We start from the raw sequence: 16,158 nt of genomic DNA on the forward strand, positions 1-16,158 counted from the left end.
CATAGACCTCATTCATAGCAGAAAACTCGTTCATGTCAGACAGGTAGACCGTGGTCTTCACCACATTCGCCAGTGAACTTCCCGCAGCTTCAAGAACCGCTTTCAGGTTTTGCAGAACCCTCCGCGTCTGCTCCTTGATCCCGCCAGAAATCAGTTCATTCTTCTCTGGATCGATCGCAATCTGGCCTGAGGTGAAGATCAAGTTGCCCACTTTAATGGCCTGACTGTATGGACCAATCGTCTTTGGTGCGCTATCTGTATCCACGACTTGACGGGCCACGACTCATACCTCCATTCTGAAACAAAACCCTATCTCAATAGGACAACCTTTTCAGTCTTTGACAGCGCCCCACACGTCAGCTTGACAAAGTAGACCCCGCTGCCGGCCTCTCCTCCATTATAGTCCATACCGTCCCATTCAGTGACAATCGGCATGTGACCATCCAAGGGCCGGCCATCGAAGAGCCGACTCACAAGCCTGCCGGCAATATCGTACACGGAAATGGTGATTTCACTTTCATATGGTGAAGGAACAGCGCTTATTCCAACCAATCCCCTGAAGGGATTGGGGGAGCAGTTGAGCGCCATGTGGTCTGTTGGCCGCACCTGATGGATGGATTCCTCTTCCAACCCCACTGGAATCGGACAGCCCACCCACTCAAGGGATCTCGCCAGTACCGTGTCCCTTCCAGAGTATATGGAGATTTTGTTCAGCCCTTCCAACCCAAAGGCATAATAGACAACTCTGTATGTGCCGGAGTCATACCTGATGGCTGCCGCGCTGTCCGGGGAGTAGTTAAAAACTGTGGAAGCACCACCAACAGGTTCTATCACATCCTGAGAGGTCTGATTTCCTGCTCCTCCACTTCCCGCAGTGATAAGAGAAATTCCGTCTCCAATCGGGTCGCCCGTTTCGCCATCCAATATGTGGTCGTTTGTTACCGGCTTGACCAGACCCGCGTGCAGGTAGTTTGAGTAGAAAGGAGTGCCGCTTATGTCCTCGCCGATACTCTGGCCTGTCAATATCAGGCCTCCCCCGCCATCGAGAAATGCTGCCAGGTCTGCCTGATCTTGAGCAGTCAGCGTGGCCACGGAATCATCACCTGTAAACCAGATTACGCAGTGATACAGGGGCAGAGCAGGAGAACTTACGTCATAGTGAATATCCCACTTATCATAGGCGACGTGAAGAGAATCGAGTACGGGCTCAAAGAAAATCTCAAAGACTGTCCCATTATCATCATCTACCAGGAGGACATCGGGCCTGCCGAGCATGATCCAGAACCTGTAGTCCATGCTGTAACCGCCTGGATCCGCAGTCACATGCAAATCGAAATACGCTCGATGCGGCTGTGCTGCTGCATCAACTGAGAACTTGAACGGGTCAGATGAGTTGTCGGCGACTGAACCAGCAGGAATGTCCGGGTAATTGACAGTCCCCTGAGTGATATTCACATCCGGGTCATCACATGAAAGTGTAGCGGTAACATTTGTAGCATCCTGGAAGATGGGATCGTTTTCCAGAGTAATTATCATGTCCACCGCTTCATCTGGATCTGCCCTCCCATCGCCATTACCAAGGCTATCCACGATGAGATTTTCTATGTAGGCGAGATTGGGAACGTCAATGGGTATTTTCCATTTCGCGCCCTGCAGGACTTCCTTGGTATTGTCGCTTTGAACGAAGACGACTATCTCACAGTTTTGGAGGACCCATGTTGAATCAAGAGTAAAATCTCGGGATCTCATAATAGTATCACCAGGAGAGGAAATATTGATTGATTCACCATTCGCGTTGGGGAGCATGTCTCTCATAGCCTCATGGAAAACAGTCTGGCCATTGGGGGCACTTAGATAGATCTCAGATTCGGTGAGTGCAAAATGCAGTTTCAGGTTGGTGAGATTGATTACGTCAGTAGCCTCAATGTAGGCAGTAACCGTTCCACTCCTTGTGCCGGAACTGTAGGTTCCGTCGATTGTGATGTCCAGGGGGCTCTCCACAGCCTCCCTGCCTGTCACCAGCGCTTCGTAGGAAGAATAGTTGGAACCCGCAACGATTAGTCCGTCTATGAGGAACCACGGCACAGATTTTGTGCCAGGCTGGTAGTAATTTGTGCGCACCGTGTTCTCGCCTGCATTGTCAAGATAAAATGGGTCCGAACCACTCGGCCACCAGGTGTGGTATCTTATCACTGCTAGATTAGGGTGCAATGGAGCAAATCTGTCCAGCTCATCATTTGCCGGCCTGCACGGAGGACATCCCCAGTTCGTGAACATCTCACCAAGCACCATCCTGGTAGTTGCATGAGCGTTGAGCGCTGCCCCAGTCAAACCAAGCAGCAGCAGAACAAACATGACTCTTCTCATCGCTTACCTCCCCTTCAAACATAGAACACACGAAATTCCACCCAGACCCCTCTCCACACCTTCGAAGATCGAAATTCAACCAAACCACTGAAACCACGAGATTACACGAGATTAACACAGATTCCAAAGCCATCCTCACGGCTGAAACCAAACCAGAAGATAATCTTGTGGAAATCCTTGCCCTCCGAAGCCAGTCGCGAAGTCCCACGGAGCCATGGGGGGCGAAGTGGGGAAGCTACCTGAGCGAAGACTGAGCGCAGGAGGGTGTGATAATCTGTGGTTCAAAGGTTTTCCGACGTTAGAATCTGCTGATAAGAACTGCTTTCACGCCATCAAACGGAGGCTCGTACCTGCATATCCCACCAGAGCAGACGAGACCACCTTTCTCTGTCCCTGCCATGAGTGTCAACCTGTGGTCCTGTGTAATGTCCCAATCTATCTGGGCCGACCTCCACTCCTTTCCTTCCCACCCCTGGATGTCCTCTATCTCTTCGTCCCTCTGTTCACCCGTCAGGGTTACGGTAACGTACGGAGCAAAAGTGTACATCAGATAGAGTTTCTTATCTGTGAATTCTTTTGATCCTGACACGGCGCGGCGTTGGAAGCCGAGCCCAACAGAATGAACTGGGGTCACAGAGTAGACCAACTCAAGCCCGGGTATCTGCTCATTGAAATCAGTAAAACCCTCTACGATTTCATGTTGTTCTGTTCTGTCAAGATTCGCCTTCAAATCAAACAGTCCGTATTTCCGATAGGTAACCCCGACAAAAGCCTCCCTGAACTCCCTGAGAGGTTCCTCGTCCTCAGTCTTCAGATGAGAGTAACTCAGGTCTATGTTAAGGGGTTCTAAGGGCGAAAGATAAGATTCAATCTGATAACCCTTCTCGTCCAGCCCTTTGTTTAATGCCTGGCCGTATCTGTTTAGCGCTGGCGGGCTGTTGTACCTGTAGGATCCTTCCCCCAGGCCTATTGAGTCATAGTCGGCGAACTGGAATGTTATCCCATATCCGGGCAGGGAAGCACTCACTGAACCATATATGCCGTAGCCCTGACCGATACCTCCAAAATTGAAAGGCACGCTGGGGTCGTCCAGATTGGCATCCCATCCCCACTTTTTCGCAATTTCGCCGTAGATTTCAATGTTTGGAATGCTCAAGCACAAGTTTGTCCCGTAGACTTCTGTTCTTTTGAAGGAAACTGCGGAAGTATCAAATTGGTTTTTTGCAGTCAAAAGCAGAACATAACTTGCACCTGCTGTCACAAATGGAAGGGGATGCAACGATAGATCTCCTCCTCTTATGACATCAGTAGTATCATTGATAACCTTATAGGCCAGTTGAAGAAATTCTGTATTCCTTGGACGCCCGGAAATGGCGACCACGTCCGCCCACTTCGTAGAACCCCTCACCTTCACCCCATCCATGTCTCTGTCCAGATAGATGATATCATCCTCATAAGCCCTCAGAACCAGACCCCTGCCAAAAATGACGTAGTAGTTGCCGGCTCTAATCCCAAACTTCTCGCTGTCATACTCAATATACCTTCTGTAGAAACCTTCTCTGCGCCCGGGAAAGAGAACATTTGAAGGCTCAACAACCTGGTATCTGAACCCCAACAGGAGATTCTTGTAGTAGACATCTATGTCGAATCTGTCGTCGAAGACCTCTGAGTTTTTCTCAATCACCACACCTATCGGCTTTTCTCTCCACAACCACCATTCAAGCCTGTTGCTGCCTGAAACCGTAACGTCACCCATTTCAAAACAGGTGGCGGTGAGTGGCGTACCGACTGCCAGCAGGACTATCGCTCTCACCAGAGTGGGCCTCAATCCGTCTCTCCTTGCGTCCCTTCTTTCTCAGCGGTTGTGTCAGGCTCACTTTGAACGGGCAGGAGTAGCTCCTCTATCTCCTTCTTCAGCTGAGTCTCACTTCCCTGGGTATAGCCGATGTGCTTGTGCCTTATATTACCCTCGGCATCCAGAACAAAAGTGGTGGGAAAGGCTACCACCTGGTAGAGTCTCTTAACCCGCTTGTTTGGATCCAAAAGAATTTGAAACTCCCAGCGGTGTGAAGCAGCCAGAGGTTTCACCTTGGAAACGTTCCTTGGATCGTCCTCGTTTATTGCCACAACGGTCAAGCCCTTCTCCTTCAGTTCTTTGTATATGTCCTTTATGTGGTCAAGTTCAGTGAGGCACGGCTTGCACCAGGTCGCCCAAAAGTCAACGACTATGGGCCCTTTTCCAAGAAGGCTGTCGAGTACAACCTCTTTCTTGTTGAGGTCTTTGAGAGAAAAACCTGGAGCCTTCTTTGCAGATTCCTCTCCATAGACCAGGGGAAGAACGAGAAGAACACAGAGTAACGAGATAGTGAGAGATCGCCGCATCACATCCTCCGTCCAAACGTGTATTGGATGCTCGATATGGCCGAAATTTCAATCTTTGGCAAGGCCCGGAAAAACCCGGGCCTTGCCGTGATCCAAAAAGAATCAAAAATACCTTTGAGCCGTCTTTGTCTCAGCCACCCTACCTGACCAGAGACAACTTGATTGCTCTCGTGTTCCCTTCGTAGGAGAGTCTCGAGAAGTAAATCCCTGACGCGACCTCTCTTCCATGGTCGTCGTTCCCGTCCCAATATTCCATGTGCTTCCCAGCACTTTCCCAGCCTCTTACAAGGGTTCTAACCAGGCTGCCGGATGAATCATAAATGTGAAGTTGTACACGACCGTTCGAAGGGATTGTGTAATCAATCCTGGCTCTGTCTCCGAATGGATTGGGGTATGCTGGCGAGAGCGCGAAGAGAGAAGCTGTGCGCCTGGCCTCTATCTCCTCCACCCCGACGAGATCTGCAATCCTTGAAAGAGCAGACTGGAGAATCTCCTTGGTAGTGTAGTCTTGTATGAAAACTGCCACATTACAATTGGAATCATCCCAACCCGCATCTACGGTAAAGTTATACTCTCTCAGGAGAGTATCCCCAGGGGAACTGAGGCTGACAGGATCGCCAGTAGCACCAGGGATCATGTCTCTCATAGTCTGGTCGTGAATCTGTGTTCCATTCGGTGCAGACCAGAAAATGTCGTCTTCTGTGATAACCACAAAAACTCTCAAACTGCTAAAGGAGAGAAAATCTGTAGCCTCTACAAGGACTCTCACCATGCCGTTAGGATCATTATAGTAACCTTGAAGCTGTATATCGACAGGAGCATCAACTATGGCTCTTCCTCTTATCAAATTACCCCACTGGCTGTAAGTAAACCCGCCAACGATAATCCCATCAATATTGCCCCACGGGACATACTTGGTCCCAGGCTGGTAGTAGTTCGTCCTCGCCGTGTTCTCCGCAATGTTAGCCTGGTAATATGGGTCTGAAGGGCTGGGCCACCACGTGTGATACTGGATACACGTGACTGTATCACCAAGAGCAGGTATCAACGATGCCAACCAACTGTCGGCGCCTGCGCAGCCGCCTCAGCTTGTGTTGGTGAAGTACTCCAATACAACTCTCCTCTGAACGCCAAAAGATACGCTCGAAGCAATCAAGAGAAAAGCTGCCAGAACAAAAATACAAAACGCATACTTCTTCATTTTTTCCTCCCTTGCATAAAACGCACTCCAAATGAAAACCTGACTATCGTTCACCTCCTTTTCGTCATTTATTGTATCGCCGTACCGTCTGCGGGGGCACCAGACCTCTGGCGCCCGCTTCCACATAATACATCAAAACCCTTACTTAAGCAAGACGGTCTTCATCCAGGAGCTTCTTCCTGCAGAATGCAGCCTGTAGAAATAGACTCCTGAAGGAAGTTCCTTGCCTGTGCCGTCCTTTCCGTCCCAGGCAACGGTGTGGTGCCCAGGTTCCGCGATTCCGTTCAACAGCTCTCTCACCACTCTTCCGGTCACGTCAAATACCTGCAGTGTGATGCTGGTGCGCGCTTCCGTAGCGAAGGAGATGCTCGTCTTCCCAGAGAATGGGCTGGGATAGGCTCCAACAAGACCGAAAGCCGTTGCGGACCGCTCTTTGCTCCTCTCCTGAACACCAACCAGCGTATGGAGAACCAGGTCGCCGTAATAGAGAGGATCTTCTTGGTTGAGGGCGTCCATGGTCTGCAGCCACCAGCCTTCTGTTTCGCCTTTGTCCTGGTCGTGCGCATATATGTGTAGGCCCATGGTGTCGCCAAGTCCGGCATCTATCTCGTACTTCTCCGTTCCAAGGGGAATACTGAACTCAAGGGCTACGTGGTCTGTGAACCCTATGACGAACTCAGCCCCAGGAACCGAAGGCAAAACTGGACCTACGGGAAGCGGCTCGTACCACACTTGCGGTCCTGTAGAGGAAAGGAAAACCCAGTAGCTACCTTCACTGGAGTCTGGAGCCCACAGACCATCGTTGTCTTCGTCCAGGAAGAGGAAGCTCCGGTCATTAATGGTGTCATTCAGGTCAACAAAGTAGTCGATGGCAAAGTAGAGATAAGAATCGTTGTTCATCACATACAGAATCACGGAGTTGGGAAGGACTCCTCCGCTACTCATGCCCAGAATGTCAGATATGTCAACAACGTCGGCGCTTGACCACTCTGTCGGGTCTATGGTGCCGTCAATGGTTGCTGGTGCGTAGGCCCATCCAGACTCTATCAGGCTATCAACTGCATAGGCAAGAACAGTGGCCCTCAACGTATCATTGGATCGCGCCTCATCGGTCGGCAGGTCCGAGTACACCAGCACGTCGTATACATTCCCCTGTCCGTCAGGGGTCCAGTCCGTGTAACAGACTGTCTCCGTGGATTCCGGCATGAGAGCAGAGATAAGAGCCGAATCAGCGTATACGTTGACTGCTGAGGAATCTATGAAGAAGTAGGTCCAGAAATCTTCAGTCGAATCTGCTGCGCGGTTGCCAAAGGTTGCGCACGGTGTGACTGGCACATTGGGCGCTACCAGAGCGCCGGGACTGTCAATCGCGTCCACGGCCACATCGTGAGTCAGGGCCAGGCCTGTAAGAACTTCTGTAACATTAGTGCCTGCTCCCAGGTTTGTGTTGTATCCACCTGCTGAGTAGAGACCGCCTCTGCCAGGAACCGCCACGAAATTCTGGCAATTGCTTACCGGGGTGATCTTATCAGGAAGTTGAGTCCACAGGTCTGCTACGGGGTCGTATTCCCAGGTGTCATAGGCCGCCACACCATGGTCATCGCCGCAAGTGAAGTAAAATAACCCGCGAAGTCCCGTAGCCGCGGTCCTCGACCTTCCTGCGTCTCCGGAGGGACCGTTCGGCATATCTGTTCCCATCGTCCATGTGATCGAGGAAGGGTCTGCCGGATTGATGACTCCGATATAGGTGCTGGAGACATAGGCACCGTTCCATCCACCAACGACAAAAATCGTGTCCCCGCTGATCGCGACACCCATTGACCTGTTCGTGATGGGTAGGGCAGTGGCTGGGAACCACGCATCGTTTGCAGGATCATAGACCTGGACTAGGTTACGGTAAGTGCCTCCGTCCTGACCCCCAATCCAATAGATCAATGTGTCCCGCCAGGCGACTGCGCCGTGGAAACAAGTAGCTGTAGGAATAGGGGCCACTGTGGCCCAGGTATTCCCGCCAGTGTCATATTCGTAATTGGTGGTTACCGCGGTGTAGCCACTTGAGGAGCCACCGGCTACATAGATTTTGCCGTCGACCACTGCCGCAGCCACGTGCCCTTTTGCCGCGGGCATATCGGCAATGGGGCTCCACAGATCATTCGCAATGTCATAACTCCAACAGAGGTTGGTTTCAGAAGTAGTGAAACCACCGACAGAATAGAGCATGTCCTGGTCCTGGACCACCGCGTGATAATAGATTGCCTGGGGCATGGTTGAAAGTGAAAGCCACTGAACCTGCAAAGAATTACCGCCTGGCTCAATTCCTGCTGTGAGCGATCCGGAGAAATCGGCGTGGTCGGAGCCGGCATCCGTGTCAAACGGCGCACCCCACGCATGCAAACCAGAGACCGCTAATAGGCAAAGAACCAGAACCGCGAACCGATACTTCCTCATGGTCTACCTCCCTTACGTTTCTCTCACTGAAACCTACAGACCGGTGTTTACTCCAGTTACCACCACCTTTCTCGGGAGATTCCGTACCCAGAATGGCTACTGGCATTATAGGATACTGCACCTCCGGGGTCAACAATAAATTGGTTTTTTCCCTCTGGGCACAACTCTGGCTCCAATCCCTCCCGACACCTTCGAAATTCCACTTAACCACTGAAACCACGAGATTACACGAGATTAACACAGATTTCAAGCCAGTCCCCATCGCTCAAACCGAACCAGGAAGGAATCTTCTGATAATCTGTGGTTACAGAGGTTTAAGGCGGAACCCTTCGAACCACGAGATTACACAAGATTAACACAGATTGAAACCCATCCTTATTGCTGAAACAAAACCAGAAGAATTATCTAGTGATAATCTGTGAAATCTGTGGTTACAGGGGTTTGAGTTCGGGGGAAGGCAAGAGAATCCCGGCCTTGACAATGTCTCATGAGAGAAATATACTACAGGAGGTCAGGCGGGAATAGCTCAGCTGGTAGAGCATCACCTTGCCAAGGTGAGGGTCGCGGGTCCGAATCCCGTTTCCCGCTTTTTCCTTTCTCCTCTCCCATTTACCCCTCCCTCAAAGCTATCAGTTAAGGGTTTTGTTCTTGACATACACCGTTCCCACATCTACGATAGCTTTTAGAAAAGGGGGTAAACAGATGGAGACAAGGACGATGCCCACCGGTGTTGCAGTTCTCAAATGGTATTTTATCATAATCGGAATCCTGTCGATTGCTGGCGGGGTGATACTGCCGCCCTTTGCCGTAGGAATCCTGAGGCTCATTATGGAGGCTTCAGGCGAAGAACTGGCCCCCCTTGCCCTTGCAGGTGGGATGGCGTTTTTGTATGGCTTTCTCGCCGTCTGCTGGGGAGTCCTGCACATCTTTGTTGGCCTATACCTTGGAAGAGGATACGGATGGACAAAGATAGCGGCATTGATAATCGGCACGATTTCAATTCTTTCAGGTGGCGCCATACTCGGGATCTTGTGCCTGTTCATCTACCTCCTGAGCCAGGAATGTAAGGCTTTCTTCCAAACCCAAACTGAAGGGAGGTGAGACAATGGAAACAAGGAGCATTCCAAAGGGTGTAACAGTCCTCAAAATCTATTTTATCATAGTTGGAATTCTCTCAATCCTCATGGGGTTCATACTGCCGCCGATTATGATGGTGGCAATGCGAGCTGCCATGGAGGCCGCTGCTGAGTTCGGCACTACTCCTGTTGCCTTCGGTGGAGTTGGGTTCGTCTGGGGATTCTTCTTCGTCTGCTGGGGGATTTTTGAAATAATCATAGGTCTCCAATTGGGCCAGGGAAGGGGATGGGCAAGAATAGCAGCGATAGTGGTAGGAATACTTTCACTCCCGAATATTCCCATTGGCACAGTTCTAGGGATTTTGTGTCTGGTACATCTGTTAGGAGATGAGGGTAAGGCCTACTTCATGACCTAGCTTGAAAGGAGCCTCACGTAGAGAGAATCTACTTCTGAAACGAGCCTATCCATGGTAAATCTGGGGGAGACCATCTTTTTTCCGGCCTCCCCCATCTTCTTTCTCAACTGATCATCTTCAAGCAGCTTGACAACTTTTTCTGCAAGACCCTTCACATCTCTGGGCGAAGCAAGGAAGCCGTTCACACCCTCTCCGATCACTTCGGGAGTTCCGTCCACTCTTGTTGCCACTATCGGCTTTGACCTGCACATAGCCTCAGCATGAACCATGGGAAGACCTTCCCACAAAGAGGTCAGCAGGAAAACATCAAAGACGTCGACGACCTCCGGCACATCTTCACGCCAACCCAGCAGGTGGAAGACTCCTTCAAGGCCCTTCAAAGACACTGCTCTTCTAACTTCATCCATCAGAATTCCATCGCCAACCATAACGAATTCAACTGCGGGAAATGCTTTGTGCACTATTCCCGCCACTTCCACGAAATCGAGCGGCGCCTTCTGCGGCTTGAAGCAGGAGACGGTGCCGACAACCCGTGAGGATTCCTCAATGCCCAGCTCTTTCCTCTTCGCCCTGGTTTCAAAATCCTTTCTCTCTAGGTGCTCATCCAGTATGGCCGGATTTATCACCGCATACTGCCGAAGGATACCAATCCTTTCCTTCAAACCTTTGCGCACCGTTGATCTGGATACGGCAATCAAACAATCACAAAATCTGGCACAGAATCTCTCAATCAAGACATAGAACATTTTCACTAGCGTGGGTTGACCGTCGTGGAAGGCGAATCCATGTATTGTGTGTATCACTGCGCTTGCCCCGGCTGCCCTGCCTGCAAGCCTCGCAAGGACCCCCGCCTTGGAACCATGGCTGTGAACAACCACATTTCTTCCCATTGCCAACTCTTCAGAAATGATCTTTCCAATCTCAAGAAAGGCCAAGAAATCCAGGACAGGGTGGATTTCACGCTTCAGGCTGGTCAGGAGATGTGTCTCTACACCTTTCAGGCTCAAAGCCTCATCATCAAGCATGCCTCCTGTGCCGGAAACGAGTATGTTCCTGTATCCTTTGAGTCTCCTTGCAGTTTCAATGGCTATTCTCTGGGCGCCGCCCAGCTCGAGTTTGGCGATTACGTGTATTACAACGGGAAGCTCAGACATCCTCAGACACTGTCAGGAGGCACTTGCGAAGCCGGTCGGTTTCCATGTAATGAAAGGCTTCCTTGGAAATCTCGGTGGGATACTCTCCGCTGAAACACGCCGTACAGAAGCTGCGTTCGCCGTTCTTACCTGTGACCCCTGCAAGCAGGCCATCCATCGTCTGATATATCAGCTCATCAGCGCCTATCGTCTCCTTTATCTTTTCAGGCTCCTTATCCCGGGCTATGAAATCCCCCCTGGTTTGCATATCTATCCCATAGGCGCAGGGGTGCCTGAGAGGAGGAGACGAGGAAGCGAAGTAGACCTTTTCGGCACCAGCTTCTCTGACCAGTCCTATTATCTTCCTTGATGTGTTCCCTCTAACCACGGAGTCGTCCACCAGAAGAACTTTCTTGCCCTCGATTTCAGCTCGTATCGGATTCAGCTTCATCTTGATGGACTTTCTTCTTTCCTTCCGTCCGGCCATGATGAAGGTCCTGCCAATATATCTGTTCTTTATGAGCCCTTCCCTGAACGGTATGCCAAGCGCAATCGACAGGGCAAGTGCAGCAGGCTTTGCGGTGTCCGGAACGGGAATGACCACATCAGGAACGATACCCGACTCTTTCACTCCGGAAGCAAGCTCACGGCCAAGTCCCAGACGGGCCTCATACACGCTTATCCCATCAATAATGGAATCTGGTCTGGCGAAGTAAACCCATTCAAATATGCAGGGAGTATGGACGTCCTCTGTGATCCTACGGCAGTACTCTCTGCCGTCGCAGTCTATGAATATGCATTCTCCAGACTGTATATCGCGCCAGCGCTTGTATCCAAGAACATCCATGGTCACCGACTCTGACGCGAAGGCGGAGCTGCGCCCGCGTCTCCCAAAAACGAGGGGTTTTATCCCATGAGGATCTCTAAAAGCCACGATTCCTGCATTCGCTATGGTGGCCACGGCAGAATAGGAACCTTGTGCCCTCTTGAATGTCGCCTCGGTGGCTCTGAAGATGTCCTCCGCACACAGCGAAGGAGAGGATGACCTAGAAAGCTCCTCTGCGAAGACATTGAGCAGCACTTCAGAGTCAGAGGTCGAATTGATCTGTCTTCTGTCTTCTTCGAAGAGCTCGCGGCGCAGATGCCAGTAGTTGGTAAGATTACCATTGTGGGCCATGGCTATTCCGTAAGGAACGTTGACGTAGAATGGCTGAGCATCCTCAGTGCCGCCTCCTCCCGCAGTGGGATATCTTACATGGCCAATACCCATTTGTCCCTTGAGCCTCGCCAGATTCTTCTCGTTGAAAACATTCTGAACAAGGCCATTCCCCTTCTTCAAATTGAACCTATTATCGTAGGTAATGGCTCCCGCCGCATCCTGGCCCCTGTGCTGAATTGTCATGAGACCAAGATAGATTTCGTCTATCACGCTGCGTCTTCCAAGAAGGCCTATGATTCCGCACATGATTACTTCCTCTTCCAGGAGGTCCTTCCGGGACCATCCTCGAGTTTTATTCCAATCTGTTCCAGCCGGTCTCTTATCAGGTCCGCAGCCTTGAAGTTCTTCTCGGCCCGCAAAGCATTCCTTACTTCACAAATATTCTCCAGAAGGAGATCAACCATACTATCCGAAACCTTCTCCTTCTTCGATTCAAAAAGACCAAGAACCCGACCCAACACTCCGATCTTCTTCTGAGCAAGACCTATCAGTCTCGCATCCGCTCCGTCCTTGTGCGCTCTGTTTGCCAGTTTCGCCAGATCAAACAGCACCGAAATGGCCTTGGAAGTATTGAAGTCGTCATCCATGGCAGACTCGAACACCTGTTGTGAGCTTGATATTGTGGCGAAAACCCCTGCTTCCTTGGCCTCAAGAGTCGATGGATCGATCTCTCCATCAGCCCCTTCAAGAGCCAGCGCATTTTGAAGCCTTTCAAGAGCAGACCTGCTGGATGCCAACGTCTCTTCGCTGAACTCTATCTGGCTTCTGTAGTGTGTGGAGAGGAGATAGAGTCTAATCACATCCGGCTCATATTTCTTGAGTAACTCAAGGATGGGGATGAAGTGCCCCGTTGATTTTGACATCTTCTCCCCACCGAGCATCACCCATTCGTTGTGCAGCCAGTATCTGGCAAAAGGCTTACCTGTAGCCGCTTCGCTCTGTGCGATTTCGTTTTCATGATGAGGAAACACAAGGTCCGTCCCGCCGCCGTGAATATCAAAAGTCTCACCGAGATAGTGCATGGACATGGCTGAGCATTCGATGTGCCAGCCTGGCCTACCTCTGCCCCAGGGACTCTCCCACCAGGGCTCGCCCTCCTTGGAAGCCTTCCACAAGGCGAAATCAGCCGGGGATTTTTTTCTCTTGTCGACCGCGACTCGTGCGCCTGAGATGAGATCATCCAGCTTCTTCTTGGAAAGCTTCCCATAATCCTTGAACCTGGAAACCTCGTAGTAAACGTCCCCATCCACCTGGTAGGCAACACCCTTTTCGAACAGCTTTTCTATGAGCGATATTATCTCCTGTATGTGCTGTGTGGGTCGTGGATAAAATGTCGACCTCCTTATACCCAGGGCATCTGAAGCATAGAGATATTCGTCGGCGTACTCAGCTGCAACTCTTCTATAGTCTGTCCCTTGCTGCCTGGCCTTCTCAATCACCTTGTCATCAACATCGGTTATGTTCTGTATGAGAACAACCTGGTAGCCTTTGTATTCGAGGTACCGCCTGAAAATATCGAAAACCATGCAGGCTCGCATGTGACCAATGTGGGGCCTCTCCTGCACGGTCATTCCGCAGAAGTAGATGCCGACATGCCCCTCCTTCAGTGGAGAGAAATCTTCCTTCATTCCCGAGAGTGTGTTATGCAGCGTGATTCCCATGCTCCCTTGAACTCCGTTCTTCGTACTCTGCTCTTCGTACTTTGTACTTGCTTTTTGTCCCCTCTAACGTCGCTTATGATAGCACAAACTAGAATATATGTCACCCCTGCCCAACTGTCAATACAATACCCTTTCCTCCTTCTACTACTCCAATCATAAAGTGCAAAGTACGAATTGCGAGGTACAAATTGCAAAGTACTAAATACTTCGTCCTTGGTCCTCTGTACTTCGCTTTTGGTGCTTTGCACCTCGTACATTGCTCCTCGTACTTCGTGCTTGCTTTTTCACGAACTGTCGAAGAAGGCAGGCAGCTCCGCCCAGGAGCGGTTTCCCATCACCTGGCAGCATGTATTCGAAGGTGAGCTTTGAGATTTTCTCCATTGAATCATCAAGCTGTCGGTTGTCACGGTTGAAAGCCCAAATTGGCTTCATTACCTTTCCCAGGCTGTACAGTACGGTGTTGCCTGAAAAGAGAATTCCCCTCTTTGCCTGGTAAAGACAGATTGAACCTTCTGTGTGCCCGGGAGCATGAATCACCTCCAGACCACCTAGACATTCAATCATATCCCCTCCGGTCAGCCTTCTGTGTACGGGTACTTTCACTAACCTGGAGGATGTGTGTGAACAGAGTCCCAAGATCGAACCATATCCACCATCAGGTCTCTTTCCCTCTATGGATGGTGCATCAAGCTCATGAGCCCAGACCTCTGCCCCGGTGGCGACGGCCACCCTTCCGGCAGAACCCATGTGGTCAATATGAAAATGCGTCAGCACAACTGCCTTCAGACTTGTCTTGCGTATGCCCAGACTGCACAAGTATCGGAGAATTCTAGGACAGTTCCCGGGAAACCCAGTATCAATGAGTATGGGGTCACCATCTACAATCAGATAAGAATTGTTGGGTACTAAGCCGTCTATTCTGTGGACGCCCGGTACTATCTCCATCGATGTTTGTTTATCTGCTCGTTGGTTATGTTTAATACAGCAAAAACTTTGCTCTTTTCAGGACAAGACAGTCTGATCGTTCTCGGAAACCCTTTTCTTTTCTCGAGTATCACTTTCTTCTCTTCTCTTCGGCAGGACTTGAAATCCTTCCAATTGCCAAGGTTCCGCCAATTGCCTCCCAGCTTCTCATATACCCCAACCGTTGTCATTGAATAGTTCTTGGAGAATGTACTGAAGCGTCCCGCAAATATAAAAAAGACAAAAGTCACAACCACGTCCAGAGGCGCCATCTTGAAACCTCGAAAATGTTTTAGCGCATAGTATCCGAGCAAAAGAGCCACAACCAGGAGCACTGTAAGAACGCGCACAAGGACAGGCGCACGGTAAGACCACTCGATGAGCACGTCTCCTTCCACTGTAACCTTCGGCTTCTGACTCTTGCCCCCAGCAAACTGCCTCAAGAACTCATCTGACCTCAACTTGCCCTCTCCTCTTTGTTCCCAGCAGAGACCAGGCTGCCAGCCCCATTAGTGCCGTCCCGGCGATGATGGCACCGAGGATTCCCAGGAGACTAAGCACGGTGACAATCACACCCGCAATCAAAACGCCAAAGAAGATGAAGAGAATCGAGGGCGCGAACCGCACTCCAAAAACGAATGCAGCCACACTTCCAGTCCAGGCACCTGTCACCGGCAGAGGGATCGCAACAAAAAGCATCAGCCCCAGGTATTTGTACCTCTCGACAACTCCTCCTCTCTTCCTCGTCCTTTCAAAGAGCCAGTTGAAGAACCTCTTGAAAGGCGCAAATCTGCTCAGACCTTTTGAGACCCCACCCAGAAGAAGGAGTATGGGAACCACAGGGATCATATTCCCGATAACACATACGATGTAGGCAAGCCACCATTCTATTTTGAAGTAGTTTATGGCAACCGGTATGCCACCTCTCAATTCAAAAATGGGCAGAGTTGAAATTAATAGAGCGCTCACCACTCCCGGCATCCCGCTCTTCTCCAAAGATTCGATCACCCTGTGCCTTGGGTTCTCTCCCTCATTCCCCTCCACCGCAAGAGTGGCGAATGAAATGGACAGCACGAAGGCTGCAACAACAAAACCAAATAGAACTACTTTAAGCATGGCAGACCACAGATGTGAGATGCAAGACTTAAGACTCCGTTTTCAAGTCGTGGGTATTTTACGATAAACAGCCAACAACTGCAATCAGTTTCGTAATGCCAAGGGAGCATTGTCATTGCGGGACTCGCGGAGCGAGTCGAAGCACCCATTAAAAGGCACCTTGTCAAGGCAAAAAG

General features: G+C 50.6%; 14 protein-coding genes and 1 tRNA gene. 3 read left to right on the forward strand and 12 right to left on the reverse strand.

Features of this window, described 5'->3' with window-relative positions:
• The 6 genes from E3J62_04660 to E3J62_04685 all read right to left on the reverse strand — a co-directional run.
• The coding region (locus E3J62_04660) for a deaminase (GenBank protein ID TET46272.1) at nucleotides 1-280 on the reverse strand (280 nt) is incomplete at its 3' end.
• A 29-nt stretch (nucleotides 281-309) separates the two neighbouring features.
• Nucleotides 310-2,367, reverse strand: a complete 2,058-nt coding sequence (locus tag E3J62_04665) for an Omp28-related outer membrane protein (protein TET46273.1) — start codon at nucleotides 2,365-2,367, stop codon at nucleotides 310-312.
• Between the two features lie 298 nt (nucleotides 2,368-2,665).
• Nucleotides 2,666-4,195: a hypothetical protein gene (locus tag E3J62_04670; GenBank protein TET46274.1), complete on the reverse strand. Its 1,530-nt coding sequence runs from the start codon at nucleotides 4,193-4,195 to the stop codon at nucleotides 2,666-2,668.
• On the reverse strand, nucleotides 4,192-4,749 hold the full coding sequence (locus tag E3J62_04675) for a TlpA family protein disulfide reductase (GenBank protein ID TET46275.1): 558 nt from the start codon (nucleotides 4,747-4,749) through the stop codon (nucleotides 4,192-4,194). The genes E3J62_04670 and E3J62_04675 overlap by 4 nt, the downstream gene beginning before the upstream one ends.
• A gap of 139 nt (nucleotides 4,750-4,888) precedes the next feature.
• Nucleotides 4,889-5,806, reverse strand: a complete 918-nt coding sequence (locus tag E3J62_04680; protein ID TET46276.1) for an Omp28-related outer membrane protein — start codon at nucleotides 5,804-5,806, stop codon at nucleotides 4,889-4,891.
• 285 nt (nucleotides 5,807-6,091) lie between these two features.
• On the reverse strand, nucleotides 6,092-8,398 hold the full coding sequence (locus tag E3J62_04685) for a T9SS type A sorting domain-containing protein (GenBank protein ID TET46277.1): 2,307 nt from the start codon (nucleotides 8,396-8,398) through the stop codon (nucleotides 6,092-6,094).
• Between the two features lie 515 nt (nucleotides 8,399-8,913).
• Between E3J62_04685 and E3J62_04690 the strand changes: the two genes are divergently transcribed.
• The 3 genes from E3J62_04690 to E3J62_04700 all read left to right on the forward strand — a co-directional run bounded on the left by E3J62_04690 (nucleotide 8,914) and on the right by E3J62_04700 (nucleotide 9,890).
• Nucleotides 8,914-8,986 (forward strand) — tRNA-Gly (locus E3J62_04690).
• Nucleotides 8,987-9,100: 114 nt separating this feature from the next.
• Nucleotides 9,101-9,499: a hypothetical protein gene (locus E3J62_04695; GenBank protein ID TET46278.1), complete on the forward strand. Its 399-nt coding sequence runs from the start codon at nucleotides 9,101-9,103 to the stop codon at nucleotides 9,497-9,499.
• 4 nt (nucleotides 9,500-9,503) lie between these two features.
• The gene (locus E3J62_04700) at nucleotides 9,504-9,890 is read left to right on the forward strand and encodes a hypothetical protein (protein ID TET46279.1); all 387 of its coding nucleotides are present in this window, start codon (nucleotides 9,504-9,506) and stop codon (nucleotides 9,888-9,890) included.
• Here the strand turns inward: E3J62_04700 and E3J62_04705 are convergent.
• The 6 genes from E3J62_04705 to E3J62_04730 form a co-directional block, all read right to left on the reverse strand.
• On the reverse strand, nucleotides 9,887-11,044 hold the full coding sequence (locus E3J62_04705; GenBank protein ID TET46280.1) for a glycosyltransferase family 1 protein: 1,158 nt from the start codon (nucleotides 11,042-11,044) through the stop codon (nucleotides 9,887-9,889). The genes E3J62_04700 and E3J62_04705 overlap by 4 nt on opposite strands.
• Entirely contained in the window at nucleotides 11,037-12,488 is a 1,452-nt protein-coding gene (purF, locus tag E3J62_04710) for an amidophosphoribosyltransferase (protein ID TET46281.1), read from the reverse strand. Before purF ends, E3J62_04705 begins: the two co-directional genes overlap by 8 nt.
• Before the next feature lie 2 nt (nucleotides 12,489-12,490).
• Entirely contained in the window at nucleotides 12,491-13,903 is a 1,413-nt protein-coding gene (locus E3J62_04715; protein ID TET46282.1) for a cysteine--tRNA ligase, read from the reverse strand.
• Between the two features lie 198 nt (nucleotides 13,904-14,101).
• The gene (locus E3J62_04720; GenBank protein TET46283.1) at nucleotides 14,102-14,848 is read right to left on the reverse strand and encodes an MBL fold metallo-hydrolase; all 747 of its coding nucleotides are present in this window, start codon (nucleotides 14,846-14,848) and stop codon (nucleotides 14,102-14,104) included.
• Nucleotides 14,839-15,327 (reverse strand): hypothetical protein, encoded by a 489-nt coding sequence (locus tag E3J62_04725; protein ID TET46284.1) that lies wholly within the window; start codon nucleotides 15,325-15,327, stop codon nucleotides 14,839-14,841. The genes E3J62_04720 and E3J62_04725 overlap by 10 nt, the downstream gene beginning before the upstream one ends.
• Complete coding sequence (locus tag E3J62_04730) at nucleotides 15,314-15,982, reverse strand: hypothetical protein (protein TET46285.1); 669 nt, start codon at nucleotides 15,980-15,982, stop codon at nucleotides 15,314-15,316. The genes E3J62_04725 and E3J62_04730 overlap by 14 nt, the downstream gene beginning before the upstream one ends.
• Between the last annotated feature and the right edge of the window lie 176 nt (nucleotides 15,983-16,158).

The sequence above is a fragment of the candidate division TA06 bacterium genome, assembly GCA_004376575.1.
Taxonomy (GTDB): Bacteria; Hydrothermota; DG-26; order E44-bin18; family E44-bin18; genus E44-bin18.